Annotated in this window: 13 protein-coding genes and 1 pseudogene; 8 read left to right on the plus strand and 6 right to left on the minus strand. The window is 71.2% G+C overall.

What is annotated here, in order from left to right; genetic code table 11:
* Positions 1-58: 58 nt before the first annotated feature.
* On the minus strand, positions 59-1021 hold the full coding sequence (locus ACFYQQ_RS26120; protein WP_388905278.1) for an RNA polymerase sigma factor: 963 nt from the start codon (positions 1019-1021) through the stop codon (positions 59-61).
* Positions 1022-1398: 377 nt separating this feature from the next.
* Between ACFYQQ_RS26120 and ACFYQQ_RS26125 the strand changes: the two genes are divergently transcribed.
* Complete coding sequence (locus tag ACFYQQ_RS26125; RefSeq protein ID WP_356240706.1) at positions 1399-2235, plus strand: prephenate dehydratase; 837 nt, start codon at positions 1399-1401, stop codon at positions 2233-2235.
* Between the two features lie 325 nt (positions 2236-2560).
* Here the strand turns inward: ACFYQQ_RS26125 and ACFYQQ_RS26130 are convergent, their stop codons facing one another.
* Positions 2561-3049 carry a TetR/AcrR family transcriptional regulator gene (locus tag ACFYQQ_RS26130; RefSeq protein ID WP_355792635.1) on the minus strand — a complete coding sequence of 163 codons (489 nt, stop codon included), beginning with the start codon at positions 3047-3049 and terminating at the stop codon, positions 2561-2563.
* Positions 3050-3276: 227 nt separating this feature from the next.
* Here ACFYQQ_RS26130 and ACFYQQ_RS26135 point away from each other — a divergent pair, with 227 nt between their 5' ends.
* The gene (locus ACFYQQ_RS26135; RefSeq protein WP_355792629.1) at positions 3277-4815 is read left to right on the plus strand and encodes an MDR family MFS transporter; all 1539 of its coding nucleotides are present in this window, start codon (positions 3277-3279) and stop codon (positions 4813-4815) included.
* A 351-nt stretch (positions 4816-5166) separates the two neighbouring features.
* Here the strand turns inward: ACFYQQ_RS26135 and ACFYQQ_RS26140 are convergent, their stop codons facing one another.
* Positions 5167-6234, minus strand: a complete 1068-nt coding sequence (locus ACFYQQ_RS26140; RefSeq protein WP_355792710.1) for an alpha/beta hydrolase — start codon at positions 6232-6234, stop codon at positions 5167-5169.
* A 283-nt stretch (positions 6235-6517) separates the two neighbouring features.
* Between ACFYQQ_RS26140 and ACFYQQ_RS26145 the strand changes: the two genes are divergently transcribed.
* The 6 genes and pseudogenes from ACFYQQ_RS26145 (at position 6518) to ACFYQQ_RS26170 (ending at position 11513) form a co-directional block, all read left to right on the plus strand.
* Entirely contained in the window at positions 6518-7960 is a 1443-nt protein-coding gene (locus ACFYQQ_RS26145; protein ID WP_355792713.1) for an aldehyde dehydrogenase, read from the plus strand.
* Positions 7961-8020: 60 nt separating this feature from the next.
* Positions 8021-8176: a hypothetical protein gene (locus ACFYQQ_RS26150; protein ID WP_355792707.1), complete on the plus strand. Its 156-nt coding sequence runs from the start codon at positions 8021-8023 to the stop codon at positions 8174-8176.
* 185 nt (positions 8177-8361) lie between these two features.
* Complete coding sequence (locus ACFYQQ_RS26155) at positions 8362-8553, plus strand: hypothetical protein (protein ID WP_355792704.1); 192 nt, start codon at positions 8362-8364, stop codon at positions 8551-8553.
* A gap of 738 nt (positions 8554-9291) precedes the next feature.
* Positions 9292-9717 (plus strand): Ohr family peroxiredoxin, encoded by a 426-nt coding sequence (locus tag ACFYQQ_RS26160; RefSeq protein ID WP_356240698.1) that lies wholly within the window; start codon positions 9292-9294, stop codon positions 9715-9717.
* Positions 9718-9810: 93 nt separating this feature from the next.
* Positions 9811-10008, plus strand: a complete 198-nt coding sequence (locus ACFYQQ_RS26165) for a hypothetical protein (RefSeq protein WP_356240695.1) — start codon at positions 9811-9813, stop codon at positions 10006-10008.
* 66 nt (positions 10009-10074) lie between these two features.
* Positions 10075-11513 (plus strand): annotated as a pseudogene (locus ACFYQQ_RS26170) (dihydrolipoyl dehydrogenase family protein).
* Between the two features lie 215 nt (positions 11514-11728).
* Here ACFYQQ_RS26170 and ACFYQQ_RS26175 read toward each other — a convergent pair.
* The 3 genes from ACFYQQ_RS26175 to ACFYQQ_RS26185 form a co-directional block, all read right to left on the minus strand.
* Positions 11729-12277: a hypothetical protein gene (locus ACFYQQ_RS26175; protein WP_355787922.1), complete on the minus strand. Its 549-nt coding sequence runs from the start codon at positions 12275-12277 to the stop codon at positions 11729-11731.
* A 197-nt stretch (positions 12278-12474) separates the two neighbouring features.
* Complete coding sequence (locus ACFYQQ_RS26180) at positions 12475-16572, minus strand: discoidin domain-containing protein (RefSeq protein ID WP_388905282.1); 4098 nt, start codon at positions 16570-16572, stop codon at positions 12475-12477.
* Between the two features lie 431 nt (positions 16573-17003).
* Positions 17004-18662, minus strand: a complete 1659-nt coding sequence (locus tag ACFYQQ_RS26185) for an ABC-F family ATP-binding cassette domain-containing protein (protein ID WP_355785650.1) — start codon at positions 18660-18662, stop codon at positions 17004-17006.
* Positions 18663-18673: the final 11 nt, after the last annotated feature.

An 18673-nucleotide genomic window follows, 5' to 3' on the forward strand; every position in this document is an offset into this window, starting at 1 on the left:
GTGATCCGGCTCACAGGGAGGGGGTGTGGCGGCTCGGTCACGGGTCTGGACCTACGTCTCAACCCGCTTCGGCAGGTGCTGACTTCGGCTGTGTGCGGGGCGAGTGGTACAGGGAGATCCTGTCGACACGGCCGCCGTCCAGAGTCATGATCCAGGCGACGCCCGGGGGACAGTGGTCCGGATCGTCGGCCGGGTTGAGGAATTCCATCTCCCACACGACCAGGGAACGTCCGGCCACCACATGGACCGGCCGCTGGCGTACGCCCGCCGCGAGGTCGCAGTCCATGCCCGCCAGCAGGAAGCGGGTCCCGCCGAGCCGCTCACCCCGGGTCAGCAGGGAGACGTCGCGGGAGTAACGGTCCTTGACGACCTTGTCGAATTCCCCGCGCTCGGCTGCCGCGAGCGTCTCGTGGGCCTCCTGCCGGCTGGCCTCCGTACGCCGTGTCACGTCCTCGTGCGCCGAGGACGCCGTGGCGGTGAGTGCGCGGGCGAGTAGGGCGCGGGCCTGGCTGAGCCGGCTCCGGACGGTGCCGACCGGCACGGCGCAGGCCTCGGCGATCTGCGCGTAGGAGGTGATGCCGGTGGAGAAGTAGCGCAGGACGACCGGCAGCCGCAGCGTCGGCGACAGCGTCTCGACCGCCGCCCAGATCCAGTCCCGCAGCGCGTGGCTCTCCAGGAGGTGCTCGGGGGTGACGCGGTCGGGCGGGAGCGGCACCTGTGCCACGGGCCGGGTGCGGCGGGCGTCCCGCAGCAGGGCCCGGCAGCTGTTGCGTACCACCATGCGCAGCCACGGGCCCACGGCCCGGGGGTCGCGGACGTCCACGATCCGCCGCAGCGCCACGAGTGCGGCGTCCTGCATGACGTCGTCCACGTCCGGGCCTGGCCCCAGCAGGCTGAGGGCCACCGCGCGCATGCCGGGCCGGTGCCGCTCCAGGAGCCCGGCCAGGGCGGACACGTCGCCCGCCTGTGCGGCCAGGGTGAGCGCGGCATCGTGTGCGACGTCGTCCGCAGTCCCGCTCACACCCGTCCTCCTGTCGCCCCACATGTGTCGCGATCCTAACCGCGACGGTCACACGTGTGCCGGGCGGCGGTCCCGTGGAGCCCGGCGGGGTGGGCGCCGCCGTCCTCGTCTCGGAACCTCGGAGCGGCGCTCCCTGTTCCCCGGGGTCTTTCTCGCCCTCGCCCCCGAGTTGGCCCGGCAAGGGCCGAGAGGCGTACCGGGCTCGCACCGGGGGCGACCGCCGGGACCTCGTAGCGGTGGGCGAGGGTGCGCCGGTCACCGGTGGCCGGCGGCCCTGGTGCGTGTCGCCGCGGTGGTTTCGTCGATACTGCATGCAGACGCGGTACGCAGCAGAGCTGCCACGGGCGAAAGAACCTCCCGCAGGAAGGCCCCACACGGTGACCACCGTCGCATACCAGGGTGAACCCGGATCCAACTCGGCGACCGCCGCGCACGCCCTGTTCTCGGTCGGCGGCGAGGTGGCCTGCACCAGCTTCGAGCAGGCCCTGGACGCGGTGACCCTCGGTGAGGCCGACGTCGCCGTGATCCCGGTGGACAACTCGGCCGCGGGCCGCGTCGCCGACGTGCACCATCTGCTGCCGGAGTCGGGGCTGTTCATCGTCGGCGAGTACTTCCTGGCGATCCGCTTCGACTTGATGGGCGTACCCGGCGCCACCCTGGACCAGGTGGAGTGCGTCCGCAGCCACGTGCACGCGCTGGGGCAGTGTCGCAAGCTGCTGCGGGAAGGCGGCTGGCGCACGCTCGTCAGCGACGACACGGCCGGGGCGGCGCGCGAGGTGGCCGAGTTGGGCGATCCTCGGCACGCCGCGCTGGCCCCGCCCGCCGCGGCCGCGCTCTACGGTCTCGACGTGCTGCGCCCCGAGGTCGAGGACGACCCGGACAACACCACGCGGTTCGTGGTGCTGTCCCGGGACGCGGCCCCGGCGCCGGACGCGGGGAAGCCGACGATGACGAGCGTGTTCTTCAGCGTGCGCAACATCCCGAGCGCCCTTTACAAGGCACTCGGCGGTTTCGCCAGCAGCGGCGTCAACCTCACCAAGATCGAGAGCTACCAGATCGGCGCGGGGCTGGGGGCCAGCCGCTTCTACGTCGAGATCGAGGGACACCCGGACGACGAGCGCGTCGCCCTCGCCCTGGACGAACTGCGCTTCTTCTCCACCGAGGTGCGGCTCCTGGGCGTCTACCCCGCGGACCCCCACCGACTGAAGGCCTGACCTGGCCCCGGGTGCGGGAACCAGCCGCCCCCGGACAGGGGGTGCCTTGCGCGAGGTCACACGTATCGCGTGAGCACCGTGGAACCTGTAGATACGCCGCGGTGTCGTCGACGTACACGGACTCCTCGCCGCGCAGGCGGAGTTGCTCCTGCACGAACTCGTAGAGCCCCCCGGCTCGCGCCGCTTGCGCATGCCGTGCACCTCCGAAAGCACCACGGCGTCGTAGGGGTCTTCCAGCTCGTACCCGTCGCATCCCGCGCGTGTGCCGCGCCGCGGAGGAGATGGGCTACGACGGGACGCGCGCGCGTACGGGCGCGTTCCTCGGTCAGGGAGCCCCGAGGCCGTGCAGCAGGGTGTCGACGACGACGTCCGCCGCCCGGCCCGGGCTCAGTTCGGGCAGCTGCCGGTTCACGAGGTGCGTCAACTGGGGCAGCAGCGCGCTCGCCCACCCCTGCGGCAGATCGGAGCGCAGGAGTCCTTCGTCGGTGGCCCGTTGGAGGAAGGTGTCCACTTCGGTCACGGAGGTGTCCCGGCGTTGGCGGATGGTGTCGTGGGTGAGCATGCGGGTGAGGTCGACGGGCCAGGTGCGGTTGACGGTGATGACGTTCTCGACGTAGCGGTGCAGGGCGACGGTGACGGGTGCTTCGCGTAGTCGGGCGTCTTCGATGGCGTTCTCGATGGCGGTGAGGCGGGCTTCGTAGATGGCGGCGAGGAGTTCTTCGCGGGAGGCGAAGCGTCGGTAGACGGTACGTCGGTCGACGCCGGCTTCGGCGGCGATGCTCGCGATGCTGGCGCCGGGGTCGGCGGCGAGCATGCGGGCTCCGGTCGTCAGGACGGCTTCCAGGTTGCGCGCTGCGTCGGCTCTCACGCGGCGATTCTATCGGTGATCTGTGACCCTTGAGGCATTTAGCGTCCTTACGGTGTGTATCACTTCCATCTAAGTGCTACATTCAAGAGGCAGATAAAGGAGATAATGCCAGCAAGGTGAGGCGTGGACGGGACGGGCGCAGCACCTCTGCTCCTTCGGAGAGAGGCAAGTCGATGTCGAAGACACAGTCCGCGTCACCGCGGGCAGGTGGTGTCGCCGCCGCCATGGGCGCGCTGATCCTGGCGGTCCTGCTCGCCGCGCTCGACCAGACCATCGTTTCCACCGCGCTGCCCCGGATAGCGCAGGACCTGGACGGGTTCGACGACATCGCCTGGGTCAGTGCCGCGTACCTGCTCGCCTCGACCGCCGTGATACCGCTGTGGGGCAAGCTCGGCGACATGTTCGGCCGCAAGCGGCTCTACCTGACCTCGACCGGGATCTTCCTGACCGCCTCGGTGGCCTGCGGCCTGGCCCAGACCCTCCCCGAACTGATCGGCGCCCGGGTCCTCCAGGGCGTGGGTGGCGGCGGCATGATCGTGCTGACCTTCGCCCTGGTCGGCGACATCGTCGCCCCGAGCGAGCGCGGCCGGTACCAGGGGATGTTCGGCTCGGTCTACGGCGTCGCCAGCATCGTCGGCCCGCTGCTGGGCGGCATCTTCACCGACCAGCTCTCCTGGCGGTGGGCCTTCCTGATCAACCTGCCGGTCGGGATCGTCGCCCTCGTCCTCGCCGCCCGGGCGCTGCCCGCGGCCACCCGGGGCGCCAGGGCCCCTATCGACTACGCGGGCGCCACCGTCCTGGCCGCCATCGCCACCGGGCTGGTCCTCGTGACGTCCTTCGGTGAGCGGTGGGGCTGGGGCTCACCGGCCATCATCGGCCTGATCGCCGCCACCCTCGCGCTGGCCGCACTGCTGGTGCCCGTAGAGCGCCGGGCCGCGGCCCCGGTCCTGCCGCCGGCCATGCTCGGCTCCCGGACCGTGGTCTTCTCCTCGCTGATCGGCTTCTTCGCGAACGCCGCCATGTTCGCCGTCCTGGTCTACCTGCCGACCTACCTCCAGATCGTCCACGGTGTCTCGGCGACCCTGTCCGGAATCCACATGCTGCCGCTGGTCGCCGGCCTGGTCGTCAGCCAGTCCCTCGCCGGACGCTGGGCCGCTCACGTCGAAAGGCTGCGCCTGATCCTGCTCGGGGGCCTGGCCGCCAACCTCGCCGGACTCCTGCTGCTGGGCACCATCGGGGGTGGTACCGGCACCCTGGCCCTGAGCGGCTACTTCCTGATCACGGGCGTCGGTATCGGCATGGTCCCCATGGTCGTACTGACCACCGTCCAGAACAGCGTGCCCGCCGCCGACCTGGGCGCCGCGAGCGCCGTCGTGACCTTCGCCCGCTCGATCGGCGCGGCGTTCGGAGTCGCCGTCTTCGGCAGCCTGCTCAACTCCGGTTTCGCCGAGCGCACCCGCGCCCTGCCCACCGTCGGCGGCTTCGACGCCGCCCGGCCCGACACCGTCGGCCACCTGCCCGCCTCCCTGCGCGACACCGCGCTCGACGCCTTCGCCCACGCCACCGCCACCGGCTACCTGTGGATCGCCCCGAGCCTGGCGGTCGGGATCGTCCTCGCCCTCTTCCTCAAGCCCTCCCGCGAGAGGGAAGGCCCGGATGGGAGCGCCGGCAACATCCCCGACAGCGCCGTACAGGAGACCGTCGCCGCCTGAAGCGCGTACACAGCCGCCTCGACCGGCCGGCACCCGCACCGGGGCCGGCCGTCGGCATGGCCGCCCCCGCCGACCAGTTCGGCGCGAGCCGGTGGCCGCATCCCTAGTGCTCGTCTCAGCATTCGGTGGAGTCTCATCACCTGTCAAGACGGTGACAGTTGTGAGAGGGCTTCCAGGTTGGTGCGTGCGGGTGTGACTCTGCACTTTGCGCAGGTGTCGGCTCGCGCCGGGGCATCCCTGTCGAAACGCCTGCGCTGCCGGGAAGAGCGAGGCTCTTCCCGGCAGCGCAGGCGGGGCGTGCGGAGAGACCCGGCGGAAGCGGCCAGGACGCCCCGTGCGATGGGCGACGGGCTAGAGATGGTCCGCGTCGACCACCGCCTGGGCGAAGGCGGTCGGGGCCTCCTGCGGCAGGTTGTGGCCGATGTTCTCGACGGTGCGGTGCGCGTAGGGGCCGGTGAAGTGGTCGCGGTAGGCCGAACCCCCACCGGGTGCGGTGAACGGGTCGAGGGCCGCGTCAAGGGTGACGGTGGGGACGTGGATGGGGGGCTGGGCGGCGAGCAGCTTCTCATAGCGGTCGTAGCGGGGCTCACCCTCCACGAGGCCGATGCGCCACCGGTAGTTGAACAGGACGACGGCGGCGTAGTCGGGGTTCTTGAACGCCTCGGCCGTGCGGTTGTACGTGGCGTCGTCGAAGTCCCAGTTGGGGGAGACGAGTTCCCACACGTAGCGGCACAGCGCGAGGCGCTCCTCCTCGTCCTCCATGGCCTGCTTGCCGCGAGGGGTGGCGAAGTACCACTGGTACCACCAGTTGTGCTCGACGGCCGGGGCGGCAGGCGTCAGCTGCGCCTTGCGGTTGGTGATGAGATAACCGCTGGTGGAGACAAGGGCCTTGACCCTCTCGGGCCACAGCGCGGCGATGATGTCGGCGGTGCGCGAGCCCCAGTCGAAGCCGGCCAGTACCGCCTTGTCGATCTTCAGTGCGTCCATGAGGGCGATGATGTCGAGCGCTACGGCGGACTGTTCGGCGGTGCGGGGGGTGCTGCGGGACAGGAAGCTCGTGCTGCCGTGCCCGCGCAGGTAGGGGACGATCACGCGGTAGCCGAGGTCGGCGAGGAGCGGTGCGACGTCGACGAAGCTGTGGATGTCGTACGGCCAGCCGTGCAGAAGGACGACGACCGGGCCGTGGGCGGGCCCGGCCTCGGCGTATCCGATGTCGAGGACTCCGGCCTTGACCTGCTTGAGCCTGCGGAAACCGGTGTGGGTGCCGGGGGTGATCGTGGGCACGGCGGGGGCGGACGCGCCTGCCGCCTGGTGCGCGGCGGTGGAGGCGGACGCGCCGTTCTGCAGGCCGGCCAGCGAGACCGCTGCCGCACCGGTGCCCAGGCCTACGGCCTTGCTGAATGTGCGCCTGTTGATCATGGTGAGAAACCCTCCGTCGTGCGTGTCCGGTGACCGGCTCGCGCCCGGAGTCCTCCCTTCGCACCTGCGGTACGAGGTGGCTCCGGCGCCTCGGTGCGATGACCCTCACACACGTTGCGTCACCTGTCAAACAGGTGACATGGTGCGTCGCGGGTATGGGTCAAGTCCTACCGTCGGCTTTACCGACTCTCGGCTGTGTACGTAAGAATCTAAAGTGCTACATTGAAGTGACAGTTTTGAGTGAGTGAGTAGACGACTCAATGTCACGGAAGAGGGCGAGCGCATGATCACCTACGAGCGGCTTTTCATCGGAGGTTCCTGGGTCGAGCCGAGCAGCCCGCAGTTGCTCGACATCGTCTCTCCGCACGACCGGTCGGTGGTCGCCCGCGCCGCCCAGGCGCAGCCCGCCGACGTCGACCGCGCGGTCGCGGCCGCCAAGAAGTCCTTCGAGGCGGGTGAATGGCGACTGACCCCGCCCGCCGAGCGGATCGCCGTCCTGCGCCGCTTCAACGCGCTGCGCGAGGAGGACGCCGAGAAGATCGCCCGGCTCATCTCGCTGGAGAACGGCTCGGCCGGCTGGTTCACCCGCGCCGGACAGCCCGGTCTGACCCGGCAGGCGAACGCCTACCTGCGGGCGGCGGAGGAGTTCGGCTGGGAGGAGACGCTCGTCCCCTCGGACCCGGCGTCCCCGGTGCGCAGCGTGGTCCGTCGTGAGGCGATCGGTGTCGTGGCCGCGGTGATCCCGTGGAACTCGCCGTTCTCCTCGGCCACCTCCAAGCTCATCCCGGCCCTGGTCACCGGCAACTCCGTGGTCCTCAAGGTCTCCCCGGAGAACTCGCTGAGCATGGGATTCCTGGCAGAACTGCTGGAGCGGGTGGGCCTGCCCGCAGGCGTCGTCAGTGTCCTGCCCGCGGACCGCGAGACCAGCGAACACCTCGTGTCCCACCGGGACGTCGACAAGATCGCCTTCACCGGCTCCACCGGTGCCGGCCGCCGCATCGCCGCCATCGCGGGTGAGCAGCTCAAGCGGGTCAGCCTGGAGCTGGGCGGCAAGTCCGCCGCGATCATCCTGCCCGACGCCGACATCGAGAAGGCCGTCGCCGGCGTGAAGTTCGGCTCGCTGCTCAACAACGGCGAGTCCTGCATCGCCCAGACCCGTATCCTCGCCCCGCGCAGCCGGTACGAGGAGGTCGTCCAGGGGCTGAAGGAACTGGTGGAGTCGCTGAAGGTCGGCGACCCGAACGACCCCGACACCTTCATCGGGCCGATGATCCGCCCCGACCAGCAGGAGCGGGTCCGCAGCTACATCCGGCTCGGCATCGAGGAAGGTGCACGCCTCGTCGTCGGCGGCCCGCAGATCCCGGCCGGCCTGGACAAGGGCAATTACGTCACGCCCACCCTCTTCGTCGACGTCGACAACTCCATGCGGATCGCGCAGGAGGAGGTCTTCGGCCCGGTCCTGGTCGTCATCGCCTACGACGACGAGGACGACGCCGTCCGCATCGCCAACGACTCCGAGTACGGCCTGTCCGGAGGTGTCTGGTCCGCGGACGAGGAGCACGCCCTCGCGGTCGCCCGCCGGATCCGCACCGGGACCGTCACGATCAACGGCGCCTCCATCGCCTTCGACGGCCCGTTCGGCGGCTTCAAGGCCAGCGGCATCGGTCGCGAGTACGGCGCGGTCGGCATCGGCACGTACACCGAGTACAAGACCATCACCGTCTGAATGCCGGCCACGCGACGCGGGAGCCGTGAGTCCCGCACCGACGAGGGATTGGAGGACTCATTGAGCAAGACCTGGCTGATCACGGGGAGTTCACCCGGCCTGGGCCGCACGCCGGCCGAGACGGTCCTGGCCTTCGCCGCGGCGCAGCACATGGCCGACCGCCTCGCCGCGAAGGACGCCCGATGGCACCACGTCGCCGAAGCAGCGTCCGCGTGAAGTGTGCCCCCGACCGAACGGGGTGCCGCGACGGGGCTCACATGTGACATGCGTCCGTCGCCGTTCTGGAGGTGTGCTCGCCTACGTCCTTACGTCACCGTCTTGACAGGTGACAAAGAGTGGAGCAGGCTCACGGTAGTCGCCCGAGGCGATGAGCGGGACGATCGACGAAATGGAGCACGGCCATGAACAACGAACTCCCCGTGGACCCCGACGCTGCGGCCCGGCAGGCGCGCTTCGGCAAACTCCCCGAGCGGGTCCGCGTCGAGGACATGACGATCGACGCGGAAGCCGCGCCCGGCGGAGGCAGCGCCTCGTACAACCCCGAGAGCGCGTTCAACTACTACTCGTGCCTGGCCCTCGATCTGGGCCTCTGACCGTCCACTCGGCCACGGCAGCTGGCCGTCACCCGCCGAGGACGACCGTGCGACGCTCGCGGTGACCGGGCCCGGGCACTGGCCGTCCGGCGTCGCCCGCGTCCGCCTGCTCCACGGCGAACGCGGGCGCCGTACGCGCGCGACCTGGGAGGCCCGGCGAGCAGATGCTCGCGATGCTGGCGACGTTCGAACCACTCGGTGCCCGGCCTCGCGTAGACCGCACGCTTACCGAGCCGCGGGCCGCCGGTCACGTCGAGGCGTCCGTCTCGGGCCCGCTGCCGTTGACGGCCGAGGAGCGTCGGATCGCCATGCCGACGGCGACCGGGCTGACCGGCAAGCAGGTCGCTGAGTGTCCCTTCCTCGCGCACTGCACCCTCGGCGCGCACCCCTACCGGCTCTGCCGCAATCTCGGCATCAACTCCCGCACCGCACCGCACCGCACCGCACTTCGCGACGCCCTCGCGCCTTGGGCCGGGAGAAGCCCTGGCACCCCGCCGTGCCGGGCATCCGCGCGGGCTGCGCGAGGGGCGAGCGCCGTAGGCAGGCGCGCCTGATTCCCCTCGCCGGTCGGCCGGAGGGCGCGGTTGTCGTCCTGGACGGAGTCGCACACCACTAGTCACCGCCTTGACCGGTGACGCAAAGGACTGCCATGATGACGTCACCAGTTCAACCGGTGACGAATGAAATGTCCCGGTCGAGGGGTTCACGGACTTCGGACACCGATGGGGAGCATCAGCCATGGCAGTCACTTACACCGCCGTTGTGGACGTCGACGGGGAGGGCCGCAACGGCGGTCATGTCCGCTCCTCCGACGGGTTGCTGGAGACGAGCCTCGCCCTGCCGAAGGAGCTGGGCGGCGCCGGCACCGCGACCAACCCCGAGCAGCTGCTCGCCGCCGGGTGGGCCGCCTGTTTCCTCGGCGCCCTGCGCCGTGCCGCGGCCCAGCGCCAGATCCGGTTGACCAGCACCAGCGTCACGGCCGAGATCACCCTCACCCACGGCGACGACGGAGAGTTCTCCCTCTCAACGGTCCTCAATCCCGTCCTGGGCGGCGTGGACCAGGCCACCGCACAGGAACTCGCGCAGGCCGCCCATCGGATCTGCCCGTACTCCAAGGCCACCCGCGACAACGTCCCCGTCGTCATCAACGCCTCGGCCGCCTGACCGACCCCACGGACCGCGGGTCCCGCGCCCCTTCCCATGCCCCGCACGGACCCGCTCACGCCCACCTCACACACCTGACAGCGAAGGCGAGACATGGCCCTCAGGACATATGCATACGTGGGCAGGCGGCGGCCCGTCCCGAGCGGCCGCTCCGCCATCGCCCCCGCGAGGCCGTCGCAGGCCGCGGCCCGGCCGGAACAGCACGGCCGGCCCACCGACGTACAGGTGTGGAACTGGGCGGAGGGCGCCGTCCTCGGCGGATACGGCCCGCCCGCCACCGCATACCTCTGAGGACGTGTCACGCCCTCCGGCGGCCGGGCCCCCGCCCGGCCGCCCCGACCCACCACGGGAGAACCCATGACCACCGAGAACATCCAGACCTACGACGTCATCGTGATCGGCGCGGGGCCGGTCGGCGAGAACGTCGCGGACCGCACCAGCGCGGCGGGCCTGAGCACCGTCATCGTGGAGAGCGAACTCGTCGGCGGCGAGTGCTCGTACTGGGCCTGCGAACCCAGCAAGGCCCTGCTCCGTCCAGCCCTGATGAGGGCCGACGCCACCCACGTCCCCGGGATCGACCCCGCCGTCGGCAACCCGCTGGACGTCGAGGCCGTCCTCGCGCACCGCGATCGCATGTCCGCCCACTGGAAGGACGACGGCCAGGTCGCATGGCTCGAGTCCGCCGGCATCGACCTGCTGCGCGGCCACGGACGTCTGACGGGGGAGCGTGAGGTGTCCGTGCGGACCCCGTCCGGAGACACCGTCCGCCTGCGTGCCCGGCACGCGGTCGCCCTGAGCACCGGAAGCCGCGCCGCCCTGCCCCCGCTCGCCGGGATCGAGAACCTGCGGCCGTGGACCAGCCGGGAGGCCACCAGCGCGAGCACGCCACCACGGCGACTGGCGGTCGTCGGCGCCGGGGTGGTCGGCGTCGAGATGGCCACCGCCTGGCAGGCGCTCGGCAGCCAGGTCACCCTGCTCGCCCGCACGGACGGACTGCTGCCCCGCATGGAACCTTTCGCGGGAGAACTGGTCACCGAGCGGCTGAGGGAAGCCGGAGCGGACGTCAGGTTCGGCGTCTCCGTCGCCTCAGCCGATCGGGCCGCCGACGGAGAGGTCCGATCACCCTGTCCGACGGCGGCGAACTCACCGCCGACGAGATCCTGTTCGCCACCGGACGCGCCCCGCGCTCGGAGGAGATCGGACTCGAGACCGTGGGACTCACCCCGGGCGACTGGATCGCCACGGACGACAGCCTCACGGTCACCGGTGTCCCCGGCGACTGGCTCTACGCGGCCGGAGACGTCAACGGCCGGGCTCTCTTCACCCACCAGGGCAAGTACCAGGCCCGCATCGCGGGTGCCGTGATCGTCGCCCGGGCCTTCGGCGAACGGCTGGACACCGACCGCTGGTCCCCGCACAGCGCCACGGCCGACGGGGAGGCCGTCCCCGGCGTCGTCTTCACCGACCCCGAGGTCGCCTCCGTGGGCCTGACCACGATCGAGGCGGCGCGCACCGGCCGCGCCGTCGAGGTCGTCGACCACGATCTCGCCCGCCTCGCCGGAGCCCTCCAGTACCGCCCCGACTACCGGGGCAAGGCCCGCATACTCATCGACCCGGACCGCCGGGTCGTCGTCGGCGCCACCTTCGCCGGGCCCGGGGTGAGCGAACTGCTGTACTCGGCGACCGTGGCGATCACCGCGGAAGTCCCCGTCGAGCGCCTTTGGCACGCCGTGCCCGCCTTCCCCACGATCAGCGAGGTGTGGCTTCGCATGCTGGAGACGAGGAGGGACTCGTGACCACCGCAGGCGATCTCGCGCTCAAGGTCTTGGCGCTCCCATCCGACCGCACCGTGTAACACGGGCGGGCGAGGAGAGCCGAGGGGCGGGTGTATGTGTGACCTCTGCGATCACACACGTCCTTCGCCGCCCCCGGAGCCGTGACGCACCCGGTCAGGGCGAGACACCCGTATACGGACACGGGGATGCGCCACACACGGCGCCGGGCCGCCGTGTCAGGCGTCCGAACCCGACTTCACGACGGTGTACATGACGGCACGTCGCTCCTTGTGCCGCCGGATGCGGCCCTTGGCGACCAGCGACTCCAGGGTGTTGCGCACCACCTGCGGAGTCGGGTTGCGGTCGGGGTGCTTCTGGAGGAGTTCGTCCCTCAACTCCTTGGCCGGGCGCGGCTCGTCGTGCTTGCCGAGCAGGTCCAGCAGCAGATCACCGAGCAGGGGCGGGCGCGTCTTCGCTTTATCCGTGTGGCCCGCGCGAGCCGTCCTGGCCGAGCCAGAGCCCGAGCCCCGTGTGCTCGTGCCGGTGGGGGTCCGCTTCGCCTTGGCGGCGGGTTCGTCCTCTACCTGCTCAGGCAGCCGAGCCGAATCCGCGAAGCCCTCGTACCGCTGGGCGAGACTCAGGATGTCCGTCAGGAGAGCCTCCTCCTGCTTCAACACCGAGAGCCTCTCCGTCAGTTCCTGCTGCCGGCGGCGGTTCTCCTCCAGGTCCGACGCGGCCTGGTCCACGATCCGCGAGCGGAGGGGGGTGGTCGACTGGCTGGTCACAACCGTTTCACTCCCTCGATATGAACGTCGCAGCGCATGCTACCCACACCGAGGTTTCCGTGCGGCCGCGTGTCGGCACCGCACGACACACCGGGCGTGTTTCACCTTCCACGATAAGTGCCTGCGTGCCCGCACACACGGGTGCCCGCGACCGCCGACGACGGCGCGGGCACCCGCTGCTCTCCTGGCCGTGTCTCTCAGCCGCGCACCGTCACCGGGGGAGTGTTGTATCCCTCGATCCGCAGCTCGGAGCGGCCCGAGGGATGAGCGGCCGCGGGCCACGACAGCGCGACCGTCCGTGTCTCGCCGGGCAGCAGCCAGATGTAGTTGTCGTCGTAGAGCGTCGGCAGGACCCGCGCGCCGTCCCCGTCCAGGTGGGAGAGCCGTACCATCGCGGCGACCGTCGTGCCCCGGTTGCGGATGGTGGCGGTCGCCTTCCGGCGGTCCCCGTCACGTGACACATGTGACAGCGACGCGGACAGCCGCGCCCTCCGCACGTCGTTCAGGGCACGCAGCGCCTCGGGTGTGCGGCAGCGCCAGTAGGTGTTGCGGGACAGCACCTCGCCACCGTCATCCGTGAGGGTCAGCCGCAGCAGGTGAAGATCCGGCAGGTCCTCCGCGAACGCCGCGGTGAACGCCTTCGCGGAGGCCGCCGGGTTCACGTCGAGGCGAGCGCGCCGCGTGCCGGCGATTCGGCGGCCCGACAAGTCGTACGTCTCCGCGGTGACTTCGGCGTCCTTCAGCGCCGTACGGGTGTGGTTGACCGCGATCACCTGCCACTTCACCGGATCGGCCTGCACGTGCAGGGGCTCGCACGCGCTCCGGCAGCCGAAATAAGCCCCGTTGACGTCGAAGTCGTAGTCGTAGGTCTGCCACACCGTGCTGTGCCAGGCGGGGTGGGACATCCACAGCATCAGACCGCTGGCGTTGTCCCAGAGGTTGGCGTTCCAGGCCTCGAACATCGCCCGGAAGTTCTCGTAGTTGACGAACTGCGCCTTGCGCGAGAAGTCGTCCAGGTCGCGCGCGGTCCCCAGGCGGGTCTCGATGGCGGCCTTGTAGTTCTGCGGGGCCTGGTTGCCGCGTTCGCTCCAGTCGTGGTGGTACCAGGCGCCGCCGATGGGCCATTCGGGGCCGTCCTCGCCCACCATGGCGCGGACGCTCGCGGCGGTGCCGACGACGGGCATGCCGATCTCGGTGTGGAAGCCGAAGTCCTTGCTGCCGTACGTCGACGGATCGAAGTACTTCTCCGGCTCGACCCAGCCGTAGGGACCGCCGCCGGTGACGATGCCGCCGGCGGAGTTGTTCTGGTACAGGATGCCCGGCGCCCGGCCCTCCACGGCCTCGCGCATCCCCTGGTCCACCGCCGCGGGCGGGTTGCCCTCGTTGGCGCCGCACCACACCGCCACACACGGGTGGATGCGGTAGCGCAGCACGGTGTCCCGGGCGGCGGCCAGGAACGACGAGTGGTCCGGCGGGTCCATGCCCCAGGCGTTGGGGAAGTCGTTCCAGACCAGGATGCCGTGCCGGTCGCAGGCGGCGAAGAACTCCTCGCGGTTACTGCTGCCGACCCAGTTGCGGATCATCGTGAAGTTCATCTCGCGATGCATCCGCACGGCCGCGTCCATCCGCTCCGGGGGCATGCGGCGCAGCAGTTCGTCCCACCCCCAGTTGCCGCCGCGCACCAGGACGCGTACGCCGTTCACGCTGATCTTCAGCGGGTCCGGTGTGTTGGAGACGGTGGTGACATCGCTCCAGCTCTCGCCGTCGTCGGAGACCTGGATCGTGTACGTCTTCGGGTACGCCGCCTCCCAAAGGACCGCGACCCGGTCGAAGCGCCGGGCAGCGCCCAGGTCCACCTGGATCCACTGGTTGTCCTCGTAGGCGGAGGACCAGCGGGTGCCCGGGTTGCCGTCCGTGGCGTGCGCGGCGGGGTGGTCGTCGCTCTCGCTGGACGCCCGCGCCGTCCGCCGCCGCGCGAGGTCGGTGCCGGGTTCCGCGCTGTCCACGACCGCCAGGGACCACAGGGAGTTGCCCCAGCTGGTGTTGCGGATCCCGCAGGACAGGCGGACGTAACGCGCGGTGCGGGCCTCGAAGTCGGTCACCCGCAGACTGGCGTCGGAGGTGTTGAACGGCAGCGGGACCGCCGTGTTGTCCACGGACGCGGCGTCCGTCCACTGCTCGCCGTCCTCGGAGACCTGTACGACGTAGGTGAGCGCGTAGGCCTGCTCCCACACCAGGTCGACCCGGTCGAAGGACTGCACCGAGCCGAGGTCGACGCGGATCCACTGGTCGTCGGCGAACTCGGAGGACCAGCGGGTGCCGGCGTCCCCGTCGGTGGCACGGGACGCCTCGTGACCGTCCTCGTCGCGCGTCGAGGCGGTGGCCGGGGCGTGCAGCGCGAGGTCGGTTCCGGGGCGGGCGCTGTCGAGGACGGACAGGGTCCACAGCGAACTGCCCCATTCCGTCGCCCGGGTGAGACAGCGCACGCGGACGTACCGGGCACGCCGGGCTCCCAGCGGGACGCTCTGGGTGTAGGCGTCGGAGGACGGAGGGAACTTCAGCGGGGTGTCGTACGCGTAGCCGAACTGCCGTATGCCGAAACGGGTGGTGCGCCGGTCGCTCTCGGCGCCGTCCGCACGGGCGACGAGGGTGAGCTCGTGCAGCGTGGGCTCGCCCAGTCCGTTGGGCCACCACAGTTCGGGGTCCTTCACCCGCAGGGCGCCGAACGCTCCGGGCGTGAAGACGACGTCGACGGACTCGCCGGCCGGGACCCGCACCGTGCGGGAGACTCGAACGTTGCCGAACGCGGCGGAGACGGTTGCCGCCCGATCGGTGGAACCGGCGTTGCGGACCGGGACCGTCACCGTCAACTCGGCCACCGAGAGGTCCGGCAGGCCGGGCAGCACGGTGTCCACGCGCGGATCACCGATCACGATGTCTCCGGTGGATCTCAGGCGTACGTGGTTCCAGATCCCGGCGGCCCGGTCGCGGACCGCGGGCATCCAGTCCCAGCCCGAAGAGGCCAGATACGTTGGCGAGTTGAGGTTCATCGTGTTGGCACCCGCGTCGACCCACGCCTCGCCCGCGGGGCCCTTGTCGCCGGGGCTGCCCGGGTTCGGCACGGGGGATATCCGCACGGCCAGGGCGTGGTCGCCGCCGTCGGTGAGGAAGTCGGTCACATCATGGGCGGAACGGGCGAAGGGGGAGGTGACCTCACCCACGGCGTGGCCGTCGAGCCAGATCTCCGCCTTGTGGTTGACGCCGTCGAACTCAAGCCAGATGCGACGGCCCGCGCCGGCGCGCAGTTCCCTCGGCAGCTCGAACTCCCGGCGGTACCACCAGGAGTGCCGGGACAGGGCTTCGGGGACGCGCAGGTTGTTCAGGCCCGCGACCGGGTCGGGCAGCTTGTCCTGGTCGACCAGGGAGCCCAGCACGGTGCCGGGGACACTCGCGGGCAGCCAGCGGCTGGTGTCCACGCCGGCTTTCGAGAGGTCCGTCCCGCCGCTGCCGGCCCAGTCGTCCAGGGTCAGGGCCCATCCCGACTCCAGCGGCACCGTGCCGTCCGCGCCGACGGTGAGACGCGGCGCGTCCCCGTGATGGGTGCCCCAGTCGGTCCACCCGGTGGCTCCCGGACGGTGCTTCGGCGCGGTGCCGTAGACCTCGAAGCCGTTGAGGCCGAGGGGCAGGGCGCCGGAGCGCCGACGAGCCGTCATCCGGACCCAGCGTGCCGTGACGGGCTTCGGCAGCGGGATGTCGACGACACCGCCGGTGCCCGCGGTGGTGCGGTACACGCCGGTCCAGGAGCCGCGGTCGCGTGAGGTCTCGACGACGAACTGGGTGGCGTAGCTGGAGAGGATCTCCTTCCCGGTGGTGCCCTGCCGGGGGTTTCCGCTGGTCGGGGGCGTGAACACGGGGTCGCTCGCGTCGGCTTCGAACGTCAGCCGCACGCGGTCGACACGGCAGACCGCCTCCAGGTCGACCTCGATCCACTGCGGGTCCTCCGCCTCGGCACGCCATCCGGTGCCGCGCACGCCCGGTCCGGGAAGCGCGTCCGTCACGAAGGCGGCGGGGGTCGGCGCGTACGCCTGCGAGGAGGCCCGTGCCGGGCGGTACGCGGCGAGCTCGCCCGGCGCCGAGGACACGTCGGCCGGTGTCTCGCCGACTCCGGTCCGTACGACGGCGCCGGCGGCCGAGGGGAAGACCACGCCCAGGCCGAACCCGGCCAACAGGGTCGAACCACCGGCGACGACGGCGCGCCGGGACGGTCGTTGCGGGGGGCCAGGCTGATCGGCCATGAGTGGATCGTCCAATCGCAAGTGGGCGCGTTCGGCGGGGAGCGCGGCAGGGGAACGTCGTGTTTGACAACGTTGCCATAGGCTGTGGCGGACGACGCTTTCCTGTCAAGGCCCCTGACGGTGAGGATCGTTGCGCGGCCCCCGGAGCGGTTCGGCGACGAGGTACGCAGAGGGCCGCCACGACGGAGGTTGACACACATGTGACCTTCCACCGGTCCTCGGCAATGTGTAGACGCGCCCCGAGTCGTCACACGTATCCGCCACGGTGAGCACGCCGGAGAAACACGCCAAGAGTGAGGCTGAAGGCGAACGGCGGACGGGCATGTGCAGGACGCGACCGCGTACCGCTCGTGCGTTGTCCGGGATGGCGCATGCCTTCGCGTCGGCGGCGGCGCTGCGAGTGCGGTGACCCGGGGCGAACTGCCAGCTGGTCACAACCGGAAGCGCGGCGCCTCCAACGGCCGGTCGTGGTCCGCCTCCAGCCGTAGCTCGCGACCGTGCCACCGGCGTCGCAGCCAGCGGTCGTGGCTGGCGACCACGATCGCGCCCGGCCCGGTGCCCAGCGCCTCCTCCAGTTCGTCGCACAGGCGCGGGGAGAGGTGGTTGGTCGGCTCGTCGAGCAGGAGCAGCTGGGGCGGGCGGGCCACGAGCAGCGCCAGCGCCAGACGGCGGCGCTGCCCCACGGACAACTCGCCCACCGGCTTGTCCAGGTCGGCGTCGTGCATCAGGCCCAGTGAGCCCAAGGGGACTGCCTCGGCCCGTGCCGGACCGAGCGACAGTTCGTAGGTGTCCCGGACCGTGCGCTCGGGCCGCTCGAACACGGAGTCCTGAGCGAGCAGCCCCACCGTCAGCCCGGGGCGCCGCCGCACCCGGCCCTCGACCGTGAGCCGCCCCGCGAGTACCGCGAGCAGAGTCGACTTGCCTACCCCGTTGCCGCCCGTGACCAGCAGCCGGTCCGCCGCCGCCACCTCCAGGACGTCCAGCGCGAGCCGCCCCGGAACCCGCACCTCACGCAGACAGACCAGAGGCAGAGGCCCCTCCTCCGTCGGCGTCGCCAGGTCCCGGGCGGCGAACCGCAGTGGGCGTGGCGGCTCCGGGACCCGCGAGCGCTCCAGCTCCGCCAGTCGCCGGGTGGCGTTGCGCACCCGGCGGGAGATCTGGCTCTGCACGCGGCCCGCCCGATGGCCGTACCCCATCTTCTCGTTGTCGGTGCGGCCCCGGTCCGGTGCGACCCGGTGCGCGGTCACGCCCACCGACCGGCGCAGCTCGAACATTTCCTGCTGCTCCTCGCTGAAACGCTGCTCCCAGCGTTCCCGCTCGGCGTGCTTCTCGGAGAGGTACGCGCTGTAGTCGCCGCCGTAGCGCACCGGCCCGTCCACCGCCGGGTCGAGGTCGACCAGGTCGGTGCAGACGGCGTCGAGGAACGCCCGGTCGTGGCTCGCGGCCACCACGATTCCGGGCAGGGCGCGGACCTGCTCCTCCAGGAAGGCGGCGGCGCCGTCGTCCAGGTGGTTGGTCGGTTCGTCGAGCAGCAGCGCCGTGGGCCGTCGTACGAGCAGCGCCGCCAGGGCCAGCCGGCCGCGCTGTCCGCCGGAGAGCGAGCCGAGAGCGCGGTCGTGCCCGACGGCACCGAGGCCGAGGCCGTCCAGTACGAGGGTCGCGCGGCGGTCGGCGTCCCAGGACTCACGGTCCTGGGACTGCTCCAGGAGGCTGCCGTAGCGGTCGAGGAGTTCCCGGTGGCCCGGCTCGTCCTCCGGGGTGCTGGCCAGCAGTTCGCCCAGTCGGTCGAGTTCCGCGAGATCCCGGCGTGCCTCCCGGAGTGCCTCGTGGAGCACGTCGGCGACGGTGGAGCCGGCGTCGAAGGGCATCTCCTGGTGGAGGAAGCCGAGGTCGCCGGGGCGGGTCACGGTGCCCGCGCCGGGTTCGTCGACGCCGGCCAGCACCCTCAGCAGGGTGGACTTGCCGGCGCCGTTCTCGCCGATGAGGCCGATCCGGCGACCGGGGGCGGCCGTCAGGGAGACGCCGTCGAGGACGCGGCGTCCGCCCAGGTGGCGGACGATGTCGTGGGCGAGCAGAGCGGGTCGGGGCATGGGAGTTCCGT

It is taken from the genome of Streptomyces sp. NPDC005496, assembly GCF_042872045.1.
In the GTDB taxonomy this organism is placed as follows: Bacteria; Actinomycetota; Actinomycetes; order Streptomycetales; family Streptomycetaceae; genus Streptomyces.